This is a genomic window from Mesorhizobium sp. CA4 (genome assembly GCF_020165075.1).
In the GTDB taxonomy this organism is placed as follows: domain Bacteria; phylum Pseudomonadota; class Alphaproteobacteria; order Rhizobiales; family Rhizobiaceae; genus Mesorhizobium.
Window position 1 is genome coordinate 55,696 of record NZ_JAIUHK010000005.1, and the last position, 16,698, is coordinate 72,393.

The window sequence follows — 16,698 nt, forward strand, 5'->3', positions numbered from 1 at the left end:
ATTGACATCTAACCGTTAGATATCTAACTTTGTCTTATTGATGGCGTCGCCATGCTGCGGCGCGCGGCGGGCGGCAGAGAGGAATGCGGTCATGCAATTCGTCTATATCGTCACCATCGGCCTGCACGTCATGGCCGGCGTGTTCTGGGCCGGCACGACCATTGCGGTTGCCCGCGATCCGGAGATCAGGGCGGAGCGGTTCATCCGACCGCAGCTTGGCGCCTCCGGCCTGGCGTTCCTGACCGGCATACTGCTCTGGTATTTCTTCCACGAGGGTGCTTTCGGGTCGATGGAGAAGGTGTTGGCGCTGGGCATTTTGACGGCGCTGATCGCCGCCGGCGTGCAGGGCGCGCTTGTCGCCTCGGCCAGCAGGCGGCTGGCTGGCGCCGACGCTGCGACTCAGACCCAGTTGCGGGCGAAGATGACCAGAGGCGAACGCATCGCGGGCGGGCTGCTAGTCATCACCGTATTTTGCATGGCGACAGCCAAGCTGTTTTGACATCGCACGGCCGGCGAAGCCGACCGGGCGCGGCGCGCAACGGACCGAAGCGGCAGGTGGCTCTCCTTGCAAAGGTCCGTTGCGCGTCACCAACCCTCAAATCCTGATCCCGAACCGGATGCCGTCATAGATGGCGGCGTGGATGTTGCGCGACGCGACCGCGTCGCCGATGCGAAACAGCACGAAGCCACCTTCGGGATGGCGTGCGGGGAAGATGTCGCCGCCACTCACCAGCCGCTCATAGTCGACCGCGCCGCCATTCTTCGACAAAGGCTTAAGCGCAAGGTAGAGATCGTCGAGCGGCGCAGTGCCGTGCTCGACCACCACCTGGTCGACGCGCCGCTCGCCGCGCCAGCCATCGGCGAAGTCCGATGCCAGCTCGGCAATGAGCTGATTGCCCTCGCGCCGCACCGAGCGCAGGCGAGTGTTGATAGTGACGGTGACGCCCTTTTCGTGGAAGGCGCGCATATAGGGCACGTGGTTCATGCCGCCCATTTCGGGCGCGAAGAAACGCTCCGGCGAGACCAACTCCAGCCTGGAGCCGCTGTTGGCGATGAGTTCGGCGGCGCCCATGCCCTGATGGCCGCCATTGTCGTCGTAGAGCAGCACGTTCTCGGCCGGCTTGACGCTGCCGGCCATGATATCCCAGCTCGAGGTGACAAGATTGTCGCCAGCGGTCAGCGGCGGGTTCTGCGGCATGCCGCCGGTGGCCACGATCACCACATCCGGCGACAGCGCCAGTACATCGTCCTTCTCGGCCCAGGTGTCGTAACGGATCTCGACGCCGAGCCGGTCGAGCTCGGCCAACCGCCAGTCGATGATGCCGATCAGTTCCTTGCGGCGCGGATTCTGGGTCGCCAAGCGCACCTGTCCTCCGGCCTGGCTGGAGGCTTCGAGCACCGTCACCTGATGGCCACGCTCGGCCGCGACGCGGGCGGCCTCCAGGCCGCCGGCGCCCGCGCCCACCACCACGACTTTCTTCTTCGGTCCCTCGCTCTTGGCGATGACGTGCGGAATGGTCGCCTCGCGGCCGGTCGCGGCGTTGTGGACGCACAGCGCCTCACCGCCTTCATAGATGCGGTCAAGGCAATAGGTGGCGCCGACGCAGGGGCGGATCTCGTGCTCGCGGCCCTCCATCACTTTGCGGATGATATGCGGATCGGCGATATGGGCGCGGGTCATGCCGACCATGTCGAGCTTGCCGGTGGCGATGGCGTGGCGGGCGGTGGCGACATCGGAAATGCGCGCCGCATGGAAGGTCGGGAATTTCGTCGCCGCCCTCACCTCGCCGGCGAAATCGAGATGCGGCGAGGAGCGCATGCCGGTCACCGGGATGACCTTGGTCAGCGACGCATCGGTCTCAATCGTGCCGCGGATGATGTTCAGGAAATCGACCTTGCCGGAATTGGCGAGCCGCCTAGCGATCTCGACGCCCGCTTCCTTCGAGATGCCGTTTTCGATGTCCTCGTCGGCGACCATGCGGATGCCGACGATGAATTTCTCGCCGACGGCGGCGCCCACCGCATCCAGCACCATGTCGGTGAAGCGCAGCCGGTTGTCGAGCGAGCCGCCATACTCGTCGTCGCGGTGGTTGGTCAAAGGCGACCAGAAGCCATCCATCAGATGGCCGTAGGATTCGAACTCGATGCCATCGAGGCCGGCTGCCTGGCAGCGCTGCGCGGCCGACGCATAGTCGGCGACGATGCGCTCGATGTCCCATTCCTCGATCGCCTTCGGGAAGGCGCGATGCGCCGGCTCGCGCACCGGCGAGGCCGAAAGCACCGGCAGCCAGTCGGCCTTGTTCCAGCCCGTGCGGCGGCCGAGATGGGTGATCTGGATCATAACCTTGCAGTCATGCTCATGACAGGCGTCCGCCAGTTCGGCCAGCCACGGAACGATGCGGTCGTCATAGACATGCAGATTGCCGAAGGCGGCCGGGCTGTCGCGCGAGACGATCGCCGAGCCGGCCGTCATGGTCAGCGCCATGCCGCCCTTGGCCTTCTCGGCATGGTAGAGCCGGTAGCGCTCCTTCGGCATGCCGTCCTCCGAATAGGCCGGCTCATGGCTGGTCGACATCACCCGGTTCTTCAGCGTCAGGTGCTTGAGCTGATAGGGTTGGAGAAGCGGGTCGTTGCTGGTCATTGTCTTCCTGCCGTTTCAAATTGTGCGGGAGCAGAGCGCTCCCGCTTCCATTTCACGCATCGGATTCATCCGAAAACCGCTGCGCACTTTTCGGTCCGATGCTAATGAGCGGTCAAACGCGCTGCGCCCGTGAGGACTGCAACGCTTCTTTCAACCTTCGTTTCGCGCCCGCCGCATTGAACTGCGCTTCCAACGGCCGGGAGCAAGGAGCCCGCCTATGACCGACGCCAAAAACCTCACCCAGCTCGGCAAGCACGTCGAGACGCCACAGAGCCCCGAACAGGCGGTCCTGGAAACCGTGCCTTTCAATCGCGGCGACGGCCCGCCGGCGATCGTGCGCTTCACCTGCCCGGAATTCACCTCGCTGTGTCCGGTCACCGGCCAGCCGGATTTCGCCCACATCGTCATCGACTACGCGCCCGACAAGACGCTGGTGGAATCGAAGTCGCTGAAGCTGTTCATGACCTCGTTCCGCAACCACGGCGCCTTCCATGAGGAGTGCACGGTGATGATCGGCCGCCGTATCGTGGAGTCCACGAAACCGCTCTGGCTGCGCGTCGGCGGCTACTGGTTCCCGCGCGGCGGCATCCCGATCGACGTCTTCTGGCAGACCGGCGCGCCGCCCAAGGAGGTATGGCTGCCGGATACCGGCGTTGCGCCTTATCGCGGTAGGGGTTGAGATTTGTTGCGAAAGGCCGGCGGGACAGCGCCCCGCTCTGTCCTGCCGGACATCTCCCCTGCAAGGGGGGAGATTGGCAGCTTCGGCGCCCCGCTTATCCTGCGACATCGGAGATTGGCGAAAGCCGGCGCGGCATCTGATCTCCCCCCAAGCGGGGGAGATGGCCGGCAAGCCAGAGGGGGGCGCGAAGGATCGCCAGCCCTGGTCTTCAATCACCACCATCACTCGCACTGGTACTGGCTGAGCGCCCACTCGCCGGTGACCGACAGAAGATCGGAGACCTTCCAAGCGCCACCGACCTTCCTCAGCTTCCATTCGAGGCGGTGCTGGTGGCCCTCGACGACGAAGGCGACGACTACCTTGGCCTCGTCGCCATTGACCGCCGCGATGGTGCGCAAGCTCCGGTCGATGGCGAGCTTGTCGTAATCCGCATTGTCGAGCGCCATGTTGGGGTCGAGGCATTCCCCCTGCCCCGAAGCGCGCAACGCGTCGCTCTTGTCGAGCACAGTTTTCGCCGGATCGATGAAGTTCTTCCGCTGGGCGGGATCGAGCTCGAGCCCAACATGCTCGTAAAACGGCCTGACCACCGCCGTCGGCGATCCGGGTAGGACGGGCGCGGCAGGCGCCGGTTCGGCCGGCGTGGTTTGCGGCGCCGGGGTTGTGGCAGGCGGCGCCGCACCATACGCCGGCGCTTTCTCGTCGGGTGAGACTTTTGGCGGCGGCGAGCCGAAGAGCCCCTGCGCCGAGGCTCCGCCGCTCAGCCCCGCGGCCAGCATCGACAAGCTCGACAGCGCGAGGACGAGAGGGCGAAGCACGGTATCACTCCGTCGAGGCGCCGCATTCCAGCGCGCTGAGCTTCCAGTCGCTGGTCTTGGAGCTGATGTCGGCGATCTTCCACTTTCCGTCCACTTTCTTCAGCGACCACACCATTTCGCGTTTGGAGTCATCGCCTTCCGGGAAAAGATTGAAGCTTGCCGTCACCTCGGCAGTGTCGCCATTGACGGCCTCGGTGAGCTTCAGCGTCTTCGACAGGGTCTTCTGGTCGAAATCCTGGGCGTCGAGCCCGGGATCGAAGTCGATGCAGGACACCTCGTCGGGCTTCTCCTTCTGCGCCTTGTCGTTGGCTTCGAACAGCCTGGTTACCGGCTCGGTGAAACGGTCGCGGTATTTGGCGTCCGCCTCGAACTTCACCGCAGGCACATAGAAGAACTTCACGGCGTTGGACGCGGGCCCGGCAAGCGCGGCGCCGGGCAAGGCAATCGAAAGGACAGCGGCAAGCACTATCGGCTTCATGCAGGATCTCCGGAGTTCGGTGCGTGGCGGCAAGCTCGCCGCCACGCATCCTGCATATCGCCTTTTTTGCGGCTCATGAAGTCCAGGCGCGCTCAGGCATCCAGCCAGACGTTCTGGAAGTCCATTTCGTAGGTCTGGTGCATCGAATAGTTCTTCACCTTCTTGTTCATGTGGCAGTAGAGCTTCTGCCAGAAGGGCTGGATGATGACGCCGGAATCCTGCAGGATCGCCTCGACATCCTTCATCACCTCCTTGCGCTTGGCGACGTCGATCTGCGACAGCGCCTCCTTGAGCTTGGCGTCGAACTCCGGATTGGAATAGGCCGTCTCGTTCCAGGCCTCGCCGGTGCGGTAGCCGAGCGCCAGCACCTGCACGCCAAGCGGGCGCATGTACCAGATGGTCATGGAATAGGGATATTTCGTCCAGTCGTTCCAGAAGGTCGAGCCCGGTAGCACCGTGCGCTTCACCTTGATACCGGCGTCGCGCAACTGGCCGGCAATCGCATCGCCGGTGTTCTTCTGCCATTCGTCCTCGACCGTGATCAGCTCATGCTCGAAGTCAGCTTGGCCTGCCTCCGCCATCAGCTTCTTGGCGCCGGCGGCATCGCGCTGCTTCTTGGGCAGCGGGTAGTATTCGGGATGGATCGGGGCGACATGATGATTCTCGCCGACCGTGCCGCGGCCATTATAGCCGAGCTGCATCACCTGGTTGTTGTCGACCGCCATCTGCAGCGCGTTGCGCACCCGCTTGTCGTCATAGGGTTTATGCGTGATGTTGGTGCGTGCAACTAGCGTGGTCGCGGTCGCCACCTCGGATTTCACTAAGTCCATCTTGTCCAGCGGGTCGATGAAGTCGGCCGGCGTTTCGAAGTCGAGGTCGATCTCGCCGGAATCGAAGGCATTCAGCGTGGCGTTGAAGTCGGTGCCGTAGTCGATGAACTCCACCCCGTCGAGCGGCGCTTCGCCGCCCCACCACTTGCCGTTCTCGCGTCGCTTGACGACCGCCTTCTGACCAACCGAATAGGACACCAGCTCGAAAGCTCCGGTGCCGATCGGCTTCTTGATCGGATCGGCGCCATCCTTGTCGAAGTCGCGGTGCACGACCAGGGCCGGATAGTCGGTGAAGCCGGGGATGATGGCGATATCGGCTTGGTTGAGCTTCAGCTTGACCGTGTGGTCGTCGACCTTGGTGATCGCGCCGTCCTTGGCCTTGCCGGTTTTTGTGTCGATCAGCGCGCCGACACGGGCGGCCATGGAGTTGCCGGAAGCACCCTTCTCGCACCAGCGGTTCAGATTGGCGACCACATCATCGGCGTTGAAGGCGTCGCCATTGTTCCAGGTGACGCCCTTGCGCAGATGCAGCGTGTATTCGGTGGCGTCGTCATTGACGTCCCAGCTTTCGAGCAGGACCGGCTCGAAGGTGAACTGGTGCGTGTAGCGCACCAGCGGCTCCAACCACGTGCGGGTGACGTTCGCCATCTCCGTCCAGTCATAAGTGCGCGGATCCTTCTGCGCCTTGACCGACATCGCGACATGCAGCGTTCCGCCCTTCTTGGGCTCCTCGGCGAGCGCCTTGGTCGGCGCGGCAAGGCCGAGCATGCCATAGGCGAAAGCCGTCGATGCGCCGAAGGCGCTTGCCAGGGCCAGGAATTCGCGCCGGTCGACACGCCCCGCGCGCGCCTCCTCGGCCATCGCTTCGATAGCGGCCGGGACCCGGTCACCATTGCTTCTGAACAGTGTCATTCTCGTTCTCCCATTGGTTTGAGCGGGTCTTTTGCCCTTTTGCTTGAACTATCCTCTATCAACTAACGCTGTCCGGCAGCTTTTCCTCACGCCGGGCGATCAAATCCCTGAGACCTTCGGCGATGCCCTCGTCGAGCTTCGGCTCCTGGTAGTCGGCGAGCATGGCGCGCGCCTTTTCGAGGCCGCGCGTATCGTGGTCCTTGGCGCCTTCGGCGCTCCACTGCTCGAAGGAATTGAAGTCCATGATGTTGGGCATGAAGAAGGCGCTCTCGAAATGCTCGAGCGTATGCTGCGTGCCGAGGAAATGCCCTTGCGGGCCGACCTCGCGGATTGCCGCCATCGCTTCCTTGAAATCGTCGAAGGGAACGCCGCCGGCATATTTGTACCAGCCGACCAGCTGTTCGCTGTCGGTGGCGAATTTCGAATAGCCGCAGGTGAGGCCCGCCTCCAGCCAGCCGGCAGAATGCCAGATGTAGTTGGCTCCGGAAAGGATCGCGGCATGCATCAGCATGTTCGCCTCATATCCCGCCTGGGCGTCGTTGAGCTTGGAGCCGACATGGAAGCCGGAGGTGCGCCACGGCAGCTTGTATTTCCTGGCCAGCGCGCCCATCAGATACATCATCTGCGCCGCCTCGGGCGTGCCGCCCATCGGCGCGCCGGTCTTCATGTCGACGGTCACCATGAACTGGCCGTAGAGCTGCGGCGAGCCTGGCCGGATGAGCTGGGTCAAAGCCACGCCGGCGAGCGCCTCGGCGTTGACCTGCGCCACCGCGCCGACGGCGGAGGCCGAGGTCGAGGCGCCGCACAGCGCGAAAGGCGCCAGAATCAGCGGCTGATTGTGGCTCGCATAGACCCGCATGGCGTCGATCATGGTGGCATCCCACACCAGCGGCGAATTACAGTTGGTGATCGCCACCAGCACAGGGTTGTCGCGCACGAACTCCTCGCCGAAGACGATTGCAGCCATCGCCATCGTGTCCTCGGCGCGCTCCTTCGACGTCACGATGCCCATGAACGGCTTGTCTGAATGTTTCAGCGCCGAATGGATGATGTGCAGGTGCCGCTTCGGCACCGCGATTTCCATCGGCTCGCAGATGACGGAGCTCGACGAATGCAGCGCCGGCGCCATGTAGGCCATCTTGTGGAAATTGTTGAGGTCGGCGAGCGTGCCGTAACGCCGCTTGTTGTCGAGGTCGCGGACATAGGGCGCGCCATACATCGGCACGAAAATCGAGTTCTTGCCGCCGACCCGCACGGTGCGCTGCGGATTGCGCGCGTTGAGCGTGAACTCCGCCGGAACCTTCGAGACCAGCTCCATCAACAGCGCGCGGTCGATGCGGACACGCGTTTGCCTGACATCGGCGCCGGCCGCTTTCCAGAGCTCGATGGCCCCGTCGTCGCGGAATTCGCAACCCACTTCTTCGAGGATCTTGAGCGATTCCTCGTGGATCAGCTCCACCGCCTCGTCGGGGACGATCTCGTAGGCGGGGATCTTGCGCACAAGGGTCGGGAAGGACGCGATCGGCGCGCTTCTCAGCGCCTTGCGGCCAAGACGGCCGCCGCCGCGGCGGTGGGTCTGTTCGGTCAATTCAACGGCCGGTGCGTTCATGGAGGCTCCTTCTTCCCGCCACTCACGTTAGCGGGGCAAAATATGGCTGTGACGCTGGAAAATCCTGATCTTCTGTATAAGTTCACCTTATGCGAAGCCTGCGCCACCTCCTGCCCTCGGCCGGCAGCCTCATCGTCTTCGAAGCCGCTGGCCGGCTGTCGAGCTTCACCGCCGCCGGGCGCGAGCTCGGCATGACGCAGGCCGCCGTTTCCTATGCCGTGCGCGGACTGGAGGAGCAGCTCGGCGCCAAGCTTTTCCAGCGGCGCCATCGCCAGGTGCTTCTGACGGAAGCCGGCGAGCGCTTCCATGCCGATGTCTCGCTCGGCCTGTCGCACATCCGCAAGTCGGCGGAGGACCTGCGTCTGCAGGCGACCGGCGGGCACGTGACGTTAGCCGCCTCGACGGCGTTCGGCTCGTTCTGGATGATGCCGCGCCTGCAGCAGTTCCGCGACGAACTGCCGGGCATCGACCTGCGCATCCAGACCGCCGACCGCGACCTCGACATCATCGCCGAGGGGATTCCGCTCGGGGTGCGCGGCGGCGTACCGCGCGACTGGCCGGACTATCACTCGCTGTCACTCTCCGATGAAGAGATCTTCCCGGTCGCCGGCCCGAGCTATCTCGCCAAATTCGGCAAGCCGAAGACGGTCGAGGAACTAGCCACGCACCGGCTGATCCATCTCGAGGAGCCCTATCGCGAGGCGCCGAACTGGGACGAATGGTTCGCTTCGGCCGGAACCAGCCTGCGCAATGCCGAACGTGGCCTGCGCATCAACGATTACGCCCTGGTCATCCAGGCGGTGATGGAGGGACAAGGCATCTCGCTTGGATGGCGGCACCTGGTCGAGCGTCTGGTGGCATCAGGACTGCTGGTGCCGGTGACCGATCATGTCATGCGGACCGGCATCGGCTTCCACGTCATCTGGCCGAAAAACCGCGACCTCAGCGAGAATGCCCGCAGGGTGAGGGACTGGCTTGTGGCGCAGGCATGAACTGACCCCTCCCCCACAAGGCTCGAATCCGCCTATAATCGCCTGATGCCCATCCGCCAGCTTTCCGAAACGATGATCAACCAGATCGCTGCGGGCGAGGTCATCGAGCGTCCGGCGAGCGTGGTGAAGGAGCTGGTCGAGAACGCGCTTGATGCCGGCGCATCGCGCATCGAGGTCGTTACGGCGGGCGGCGGGCTCAATCTCATCCGCGTCACCGATGACGGCTCGGGCATTCCCGAGCAGGAACTGGCGCTGGCGGTCGCGCGGCACTGCACCTCCAAGCTGTCCGACAGCATCCACGACATCCGCTCGCTCGGCTTCCGCGGCGAGGCGCTGCCCTCGATCGGCTCGGTGGCGCGGCTGTCGATCCGCTCGCGCACGGCCGGCGGCGACAGCGCGGCCGAGATCGGCATCGACGGCGGGCGTGTCTCGGCGGTGAAGCCGGCGGCGGCGAACCGGGGCACCACGGTCGAGGTGCGTGACCTCTTCTTCGCCACGCCGGCCAGGCTGAAATTCATGAAAGGCGAGCGCGCCGAAAGCTCGGCCACCAGCGACGTGGTGAAACGCATTGCCATCGCATTTCCCGCTGTCCGCTTCACGCTGGCCGGCGCCGACCGTTCGACGCTGGAACTGCCGGCAACCAGCGACACGCCGGAGGGCCGGCTTGCCCGCGTCGCGCAGGTGATGGGCAAGGATTTCCCGGACAACGCCATCGCCATCGATGCCCTGCGCGACGGCGTGCATCTTGCCGGTCACGTCTCGATTCCGTCCTACACGCGCGCCAACGCGCTGCAGCAATACGCCTATGTCAATGGACGGCCGGTGCGCGACAAGCTGATCGCCGGCGCGATCCGCGGCGCCTTCGCCGACGTGCTGCCGCGAGACCGGCATGCGGTGACGGTGCTCTTCCTGTCGCTCGATCCCTCGACGGTCGACGTCAACGTCCATCCCGCCAAGGCCGATGTGCGATTCCGGGACCCAGGCCTGGTGCGCGGGCTGATCGTCGGCGCCATCCGCGAGGCGCTGGCCGGCGCCGGCATCCGTGCGGCGACGACGGGCGCCGCCGGCATGATGGCGGCATTCCGGCCGGGCGCGGCGCCCCACTCGCATGCCGGCCCGGCCAACGGCCGTCGCAGCTACGAGGCCGCTTATCACGCTTCCGTGTCCGGAGGCTTCGACCCGTTGCGCTCGGCGCAGCGGCCGCTCGACATGGGCTATGGCGAAGCGAAGCATCAACGCAACGGCTTTGCGGAGAACGACCAGGCGGCCTTCGACACCGGGCCAATGGCCAGCGCTGATGTCCGCGCCGGCATGGCCGAGCCGACTGAGGCGCTGCTCGGCATGGTGCTGGGCGCGGCGCGCGCGCAGGTGCATGAGAACTATATCGTCGCCCAGACGCGGGATTCGCTCGTCATCGTCGACCAGCATGCCGCGCATGAGCGGCTGGTCTACGAGGCGCTGAAGAATGCGCTGCATTCGCGCGCGGTGCCGTCGCAGATGCTGCTTTTGCCCGAGATCGTCGACCTGCCGGAAGAGGATGCAGAGCGGCTGGCGATGCATTCCGAGACGCTCGCCAAATTCGGCCTCGGCCTCGAACGTTTCGGCCCGGGCGCGGTGGCGGTGCGCGAGACGCCGTCTATGCTGGGCGAGACCAATGTGCCGCAGCTGGTGCGCGACCTTGCCGACGAGATTGCCGACAACGATACGGTCGAGACGTTGAAGGAGCGGCTGGACAAGATCGCCGCGACCATGGCCTGCCACGGTTCGGTGCGGTCAGGGCGGCTGCTCAAGGCCGAGGAGATGAACGCGCTGCTGCGCCAGATGGAGGCGACGCCCGGCTCCGGCACCTGCAATCACGGCCGCCCGACCTATATCGAGCTCAAGCTCGCCGATATCGAAAGGCTGTTCGGGCGGCGGTGAGCGTCCCCTGGCTCGTTGCAACAGCAAGGGTCGGCGCCATACGCTAAATATCATTTCTTGAGGTGGTATTTTCCTGTCTTCGGATTGAGAACATAGTCGTTCGCGCCTGCGAATTTGCCGCCTCCAAATTCCACCGAAATGATGTCCTTGCCTGCCTCCACCCATTTTTGCACGTTCATATAAATGGGCGTCGTCGAAATACCGGCGTTGCAGTCCTCATCGTCGAAGCCGATCTCCTGAACGGCCGTCTTTTTCTTCTTGTTGATCACCAGCATTTTCGTCATGCAGATGCCGGCGTCGGACTTCGTGTAAATCCCCGCAAATCTGTCGCGGGTCGTCTCAGCCCAAAAGGGAATTTCGACGGTCCCGTCGATCTTCAGGTCGCCTGTATCGTCAAGACTCGCGACCTTCCTGAGCGTAACGGGAAATTTGTCCACGCCTTTGCTCCAGCTTCCCGCCGCGCCGCTTTCACTGATCTGGATAGAGAAAGGACATCCGGTGGTGTCGACGGGTGTTTTCGACCCCATGACGAGGACGCGTTGAAATTCCTGGTCATCCGCGATCTCGCACAGCGTGAGCTTTGAACCCTCCGCCTTGCCATAGATCGCGATTGGGCTTTGCTTGGCGTCGTAGAAATAGCTTCCCTTGACACTGATGCCGCTGCCGAAGCTGGCATAGCGCTGCAGGGAGACGTGAACCGAGTTCGGTCCGATGGAGCCTTCGTAGTTTTCCACCTGGTACCAGCCCGCGAAGGCTTTCCCGCTTAGCATCAGCAGGCAGAAAACCGTGGCAATGAAGCCTCTTCCCATCCCGATCCCCTCCATCAAAGGCGGATCAGGATAGCTTGCCTCACGTCCGCATCACAGGGGGCGCCCGGTTACCGAGTCCAACTTGTGAATTTGAGTCTGGAAACGATCGCAACCCGTTGATTTACCGCTTCAAATTCACAACGATCACGCCGCCCAGCGCCAGCGCGCCGCCGAGGATGCCGAGCAGCGACGGCACTTCGCCCAGCCAGAAGAAGCCGATCAGAGCGGAGGTCGGTGAGACGAGATAGAGAAAGTTCGAGGCGCGCGCGGCAGGCAGGCGGGACAGTGCGGTCGCCCAGGCGGCATAGGCGATCAACGAGGGCACGATGCCGAGATAGATGACGGCGCCGAGACCGGCGCTGTCGGCGACCGCTGCCTGCGAAAAAGCCTCCGGCAGGAAGGGCGACAGGCAGAGCGCGCCGAGCACCATGTTGGAAGCGGATATCGTCAGCGGATGATGACGGGCAAAGAGCGGCTTTTGCACGATGGTGTTGACGGCGGAACAAAGTGCTGAGCCCAGCACCAGCAGCGCGCCGGCGTTGAAATGCAGGCCGTGCCCGTCGGCAACCGCGATGATGCCGATGCCGGCGAAGGAAATGACCGTGCCCAGCCAGGCAAGCACCGAGAAGCGCTCGCCAAGCAGGGCCATGGCCATGATGGCGGTGAAGATCGGGCTGACATTGATGATGAAGCCAGCCGCACCCGCCGAAACGGTAAGCTCGCCGAAATTGAGCATGGCGGTGTAGAGCGCGACGAAGATGGCGCCACCGAAGGCGAAGCGCCACAGCTCGCCGATCCTGGGCAGCGCCGGGCGCTTCACCGCGAGGAAAATGGCGGCCGGGACCGCCGCGATGGCAAAGCGTAGCGCACCTAACTCCAGCGGCTGGAAGGCGGCAAGACCGGCGCGGATCGCCGGGAAAGCCGAGGCCCAGCCGATGACCGTCAGCGTCACCGCGACCGCAGCGGTCGTGTCCATGCGCTGTGTCTCATTCAACGTGCCGGTGTAAGCGCTCATCGCCGTAGCCTCGTCTTTCTGCGTCATGGATGCAGAAAACGCCATTCCCGGCCAATTGACAAACGACCAATTCGAGGGTCAGCTGTGAGCATGGATCACAGCTCTGACCAGATACTGCCGCTCGAAACCCTGCGCGCCTTCGATGCGGCGGCGCGCACGGGGAGCTTTTCCGCGGCGGCCGAAAAACTCAACCTCACCCATGGCGCGGTGAGCCGCCAGATCGCCAAGCTGGAGGACTGGCTTGGCTTGAAAGTGTTCGAGCGCAACGCGCGCGGCGTGACGCTGACGATCGAGGGCAACCGCCTGCATTTGAGGACCGCCGAGGCCTTCGCGCTGATCTCGTTCAACTCCGACCGCTGGGTCGAGCCGCGCGGCACCGCCGTAGTGCGGCTGGCTTCGATCCCGTCGGTGAGCGGGCTATGGCTGATGCCGCGCATGGCCGTGCTGGAGAACCATCCGACCAAGCTGTGCATCGTGCTCGACGTCGACAACCGCCAGGCCGATCTCGCCGACGAAGGTATCGACCTTTCGGTGCGCTGCGGGCGCGGCCGCATTCCGGGCCGGGTGTCGGTACAGCTTTTCGAGGAGCATATTTTCCCGATCGCCTCGCCGGAGCTGGCGAAGGAGATCGGACGAGGCGATCCAGCACGGCTGCTGAAGTTCCCGCTGATCAACGATTCCGACGCGTCCGCATGGCGCGCGTGGTTCGCAGCGCAGGACATGGACTACCGTCCCCGGCCGCAGGACAGGCGTTTCGAAGACTATAATCTGGTGCTGGACGCAGCGGCGCACGGGCTGGGCATCGCGCTGGCGCGGCCGCCGCTGACGGCAGACCAGCTCCAATCCGGCCGTATCGTTGGCGTCGATGAGCGGACTGCGCTCAATCCGGTGTCTTACTGGATGGACCGCCCGGTCGGCCGGCTGCGCGCGGCGGCGGCTGACCTTGCCAGGCGCATCGCCGAACAGGCTGGGCTTGCTCCGGAAAAGCTTGAGGCTTTCCTTCAGGACGACGGCTGAGCGGGCTTATCGAAGCAACAGCAGTATGATCGTCGCGGTCACGGCCGAGACGATCGCCGTGACGACCGAAATCGTCCAGAGCGACACCGCGACGGAATCGGAGCGCGGCGCGTGACCAGCCGGACGGACCGCGGCACCGCGAGGCTGCGGCGCATTGGCGTTGGCCGCGACCAGCATCGCGGCGGAAGCGACGGCTGGCGAAAATGTGGATAATGCCGGCGCAACCGCGGGCCTGGGCGTATTGTCGGCGACCGCTGCTTGCGGCGAGGCGAAGCCGCGCTGAGCCTGATCGGTATCCATCGCCGCCCTGCCCGTCGAGGGTCTTGCCGGCGCATCGTCGGTGGCGGCATCGGGCTCCATGACGGCGCGGTAGGCATCCTCGACCTCGGAGGACAGGCGTTGCGATGCCTGCGCGGCAGGGCGCGGCTGCGCGCTTTGCAGCGACTGGGCCGCGATTTGCGCCGCCTGCCCGGTCGAGGGCGCCGGCGGCTGGACCTGCGTCCTGATCAAAGCCGCCGTCGCCGGATCGGCCTTGGGCAACGGCACCGCCTGCGGCGTGAGCGCCTGATTGATTAGAGTATTCAAGCGGGTCGTGGTGATGTCCATGCCGGTTTCCGGAAACCATTTTACCGCTCAGCCATACTGCATGAGCATTGCGTCAAGCTTGACGTTGCTTGCGATTTGTGGCGATTGAAACCCGATGAACGCAAGCGCCCTTTCATGATGAACCGTTTCGAAGGCCCGGGCGGCAGGGAAGCCCGGATCCGCTATCTCGACGGCGACTTCCAGGTCACCAGTCCCGGCTCTTTCGTGCGCTGCGCGGTGACGGGCGAGAACATTCCCCTCGACGAGCTCAAATATTGGAGCGTCGCCCGGCAGGAGCCCTATGTGAACGCGGCGGTCTCGCTTGCCCGCGAGATCGAGATGCATCCGGAATTGCGCAAGCGGGGATAGGCCTGGCGAGCCCATGGCGCCGTGGCGGCCAAGCTCGACCGCTTAGGGTACTGCATTGAAAAACTTCAAGAAATCTCTCAAGACCCTTGTTCGCATGCCGCTTATCATACGCGCAAGATGGCGCGATCGGGCGGTGTCGAGGGCGCCCCGATTCAAGCTGACGGCCTGCGCCATCTTCCGCGAGGAAGCGCCGTTCCTGGCAGAATGGATCAGGTTCCACCAGAATGTGGGATTTGAGCATTTCTATCTCTACAACAACTTCTCGACCGACGACTTCAAAGCGGTGTTGGAGCCGTTCATCCAGGAGGGGCTGGTTACGCTGGTGGACTGGCCGCGGCCGGTGGGGCAGCTGTCGGCTTATAGGGACTGCATCCGCAGGCGCTGGCGTGAAGCGTTGTGGATCGGATTCTTCGACATCGACGAGTTTCTTTTCGCGCCCGACGGACGTGACGTACCTTCGGTTCTGAGTGAGTATCGCGATCTGCCAGGCGTTTGCGTCTGGCAAGCCTTCTATGGCTCGTCCGGCCATGTCCAGCGACCGGAACGGCCGGTGGTCGAGGCCTATATGATGCGAACCGGGCCGGACATCACGACGGTCAAGACAGTCCTCAATCCGCGCATGGTCTACAGGGTGGGCGTCCATCAGTCGAAATTCCTGTCCGGTGAAGGGATGGATACCCGTCGACGGACCATCAGCCCCGGCATGCCTCCGCAGTTCGACATCCTGAGGATCAACCACTATTGGTCGCGATCGCTCGCCGACCTCGACCAGAAAATCCGGCGCGGCGACGCCTCGACTTCCGCGCTGCGCGACAGGGATCGGCATTTCGACTTCGAAAGCAAGCTCAATGTCGAGCGCGACGAGACGATCCTGAAGGCTATGCAACGCGCAGGGTAGCCGCGGCCACCCCTTCGCTTCCCCTCATCATGCTCAGCCCCGCATCTTGCGCTGGCGCCAGGCGTCGAGCGTCTCGTCAACGATGCGTTCGGGCACATGACCGAGCTCGAAGACGGCCTCGATATCGAGCACATCCAGTCGATCGAGGAAACCGGCGGGCGTGTCGCCGTGGCGCAGCCGTGCTGCGTCCTTGGCCGTGGTGACAAGCCGCAGCCCCTGCTGCCGGGCAAGCGTCAGGAGATCGGCTAGCTCGTCCTGGGCGTAGAAATGATGGTCCGGAAAGGCGCGCGACTGAGCCACTTCGCCGCCCGCCCCGCGCACGGTGTCGAAGAATTTCTCCGGATGGCCGATGCCGGCGAAGGCAAGGAAGCGGCCACCCGCGAAGCGCGACGGGTTCGCCGGCTCGACATGCGCCAGGAAAATCGGCCGCCCGGCACGCGCCGCCTGGCGCACGACGCCGTCGGCGGCTGTCCCCTCGCCCATCTTCAGCAAGCCGCTGGTGAACACCAATTGGTCGACGACCTTGGCGCGCAGCGGCCCGCCCGGGATGACGCGGCCGTTGCCGATGCCGAAGCGGGCCTCGACCACCACCAGCGCGTAGTCGATATGGACGCGCGCCGACTGGAAGCCGTCATCCATGATCAGAAAGTCGCAGCCATGTTTTTCGATGAGCAGCTTCGCGCCGGCAGCGCGGTTCGCCGTCACCGCGACCGGGGCATGTTCGGCCAGAAGCAGCGGCTCGTCGCCGACATGCTTGGCGGCATCGTGATGCGCGTCGACGACATGCGGCTTCGCAAACGAGCCGCCATGGCCGCGCGACAGGAAGCCTGGCGTGAGCTGCATGCGCTTGGCCTGCTTGGCCAAAGCGATGGCGACCGGCGTCTTGCCGCTGCCGCCGACGGTAAGGTTGCCGACGCAAAGCACCGGTGCTGCGACCTTCTCGCGCGGAGCATGGCGCATGCGGCGGCCGGCGACCAGCCCATAGATCGCCGATGCGGGCGACAGCGCAAGCACCCGCCAGTCCGGCTTTTCCCACCAGAAGGGTGGCGCTTCGCTGGTCATCGCGCCTGCCCCATGCGTCGCGGCCTCGCGCATGGACTTTTCCAAAAACCGGTCCCGATTTTTGGCA

General features: G+C 64.4%; 16 protein-coding genes. 7 read left to right on the forward strand and 9 right to left on the reverse strand.

Annotation, left to right across the window (positions count from 1 at the left end):
• Positions 1-91 precede the first annotated feature (91 nt).
• Positions 92-499 carry a hypothetical protein gene (locus LB528_RS05815; RefSeq protein ID WP_224714148.1) on the forward strand — a complete coding sequence of 136 codons (408 nt, stop codon included), beginning with the start codon at positions 92-94 and terminating at the stop codon, positions 497-499.
• Positions 500-595: 96 nt separating this feature from the next.
• Here the strand turns inward: LB528_RS05815 and LB528_RS05820 are convergent, their stop codons facing one another.
• A complete protein-coding gene (locus LB528_RS05820) occupies positions 596-2,641 on the reverse strand; it encodes an FAD-dependent oxidoreductase (RefSeq protein WP_224714149.1) in 2,046 nt (681 codons plus the stop codon).
• A gap of 217 nt (positions 2,642-2,858) precedes the next feature.
• Here LB528_RS05820 and queF point away from each other — a divergent pair, with 217 nt between their 5' ends.
• Positions 2,859-3,320, forward strand: coding sequence for a preQ(1) synthase (gene queF, locus LB528_RS05825; protein ID WP_224714150.1), 462 nt, complete (start codon positions 2,859-2,861; stop codon positions 3,318-3,320).
• 221 nt (positions 3,321-3,541) lie between these two features.
• On the opposite strand, the gene LB528_RS05830 is transcribed toward queF, so the two are convergent.
• The 4 genes from LB528_RS05830 to LB528_RS05845 all read right to left on the reverse strand — a co-directional run bounded on the left by LB528_RS05830 (position 3,542) and on the right by LB528_RS05845 (position 7,964).
• Positions 3,542-4,135, reverse strand: coding sequence for a hypothetical protein (locus tag LB528_RS05830; protein ID WP_224714151.1), 594 nt, complete (start codon positions 4,133-4,135; stop codon positions 3,542-3,544).
• A gap of 4 nt (positions 4,136-4,139) precedes the next feature.
• Positions 4,140-4,613 (reverse strand): DUF3828 domain-containing protein, encoded by a 474-nt coding sequence (locus LB528_RS05835; RefSeq protein ID WP_224714152.1) that lies wholly within the window; start codon positions 4,611-4,613, stop codon positions 4,140-4,142.
• Positions 4,614-4,705: 92 nt separating this feature from the next.
• Positions 4,706-6,355: an ABC transporter substrate-binding protein gene (locus LB528_RS05840; RefSeq protein ID WP_224714153.1), complete on the reverse strand. Its 1,650-nt coding sequence runs from the start codon at positions 6,353-6,355 to the stop codon at positions 4,706-4,708.
• A 58-nt stretch (positions 6,356-6,413) separates the two neighbouring features.
• The gene (locus LB528_RS05845; protein ID WP_224714154.1) at positions 6,414-7,964 is read right to left on the reverse strand and encodes a trimethylamine methyltransferase family protein; all 1,551 of its coding nucleotides are present in this window, start codon (positions 7,962-7,964) and stop codon (positions 6,414-6,416) included.
• An 89-nt stretch (positions 7,965-8,053) separates the two neighbouring features.
• Between LB528_RS05845 and LB528_RS05850 the strand changes: the two genes are divergently transcribed.
• Positions 8,054-8,956 carry a LysR substrate-binding domain-containing protein gene (locus tag LB528_RS05850; RefSeq protein ID WP_140634096.1) on the forward strand — a complete coding sequence of 301 codons (903 nt, stop codon included), beginning with the start codon at positions 8,054-8,056 and terminating at the stop codon, positions 8,954-8,956.
• 45 nt (positions 8,957-9,001) lie between these two features.
• On the forward strand, positions 9,002-10,876 hold the full coding sequence (mutL, locus tag LB528_RS05855; protein ID WP_224714155.1) for a DNA mismatch repair endonuclease MutL: 1,875 nt from the start codon (positions 9,002-9,004) through the stop codon (positions 10,874-10,876).
• 50 nt (positions 10,877-10,926) lie between these two features.
• Here the strand turns inward: mutL and LB528_RS05860 are convergent, their stop codons facing one another.
• Complete coding sequence (locus LB528_RS05860) at positions 10,927-11,685, reverse strand: hypothetical protein (RefSeq protein ID WP_224714156.1); 759 nt, start codon at positions 11,683-11,685, stop codon at positions 10,927-10,929.
• Between the two features lie 121 nt (positions 11,686-11,806).
• Positions 11,807-12,700: a DMT family transporter gene (locus LB528_RS05865; protein WP_224516556.1), complete on the reverse strand. Its 894-nt coding sequence runs from the start codon at positions 12,698-12,700 to the stop codon at positions 11,807-11,809.
• A 90-nt stretch (positions 12,701-12,790) separates the two neighbouring features.
• Here LB528_RS05865 and LB528_RS05870 point away from each other — a divergent pair, with 90 nt between their 5' ends.
• Positions 12,791-13,717: a LysR family transcriptional regulator gene (locus LB528_RS05870; RefSeq protein WP_224714157.1), complete on the forward strand. Its 927-nt coding sequence runs from the start codon at positions 12,791-12,793 to the stop codon at positions 13,715-13,717.
• 6 nt (positions 13,718-13,723) lie between these two features.
• Here the strand turns inward: LB528_RS05870 and LB528_RS05875 are convergent, their stop codons facing one another.
• Positions 13,724-14,323 carry a hypothetical protein gene (locus LB528_RS05875; protein ID WP_224714158.1) on the reverse strand — a complete coding sequence of 200 codons (600 nt, stop codon included), beginning with the start codon at positions 14,321-14,323 and terminating at the stop codon, positions 13,724-13,726.
• Positions 14,324-14,437: 114 nt separating this feature from the next.
• Between LB528_RS05875 and LB528_RS05880 the strand changes: the two genes are divergently transcribed.
• Positions 14,438-14,671 (forward strand): DUF2093 domain-containing protein, encoded by a 234-nt coding sequence (locus LB528_RS05880; RefSeq protein WP_040986608.1) that lies wholly within the window; start codon positions 14,438-14,440, stop codon positions 14,669-14,671.
• 133 nt (positions 14,672-14,804) lie between these two features.
• On the forward strand, positions 14,805-15,569 hold the full coding sequence (locus LB528_RS05885; protein ID WP_224714159.1) for a glycosyltransferase family 92 protein: 765 nt from the start codon (positions 14,805-14,807) through the stop codon (positions 15,567-15,569).
• A 33-nt stretch (positions 15,570-15,602) separates the two neighbouring features.
• On the opposite strand, the gene lpxK is transcribed toward LB528_RS05885, so the two are convergent.
• Positions 15,603-16,631, reverse strand: a complete 1,029-nt coding sequence (gene lpxK, locus LB528_RS05890; protein ID WP_224714282.1) for a tetraacyldisaccharide 4'-kinase — start codon at positions 16,629-16,631, stop codon at positions 15,603-15,605.
• Positions 16,632-16,698 lie beyond the last annotated feature (67 nt).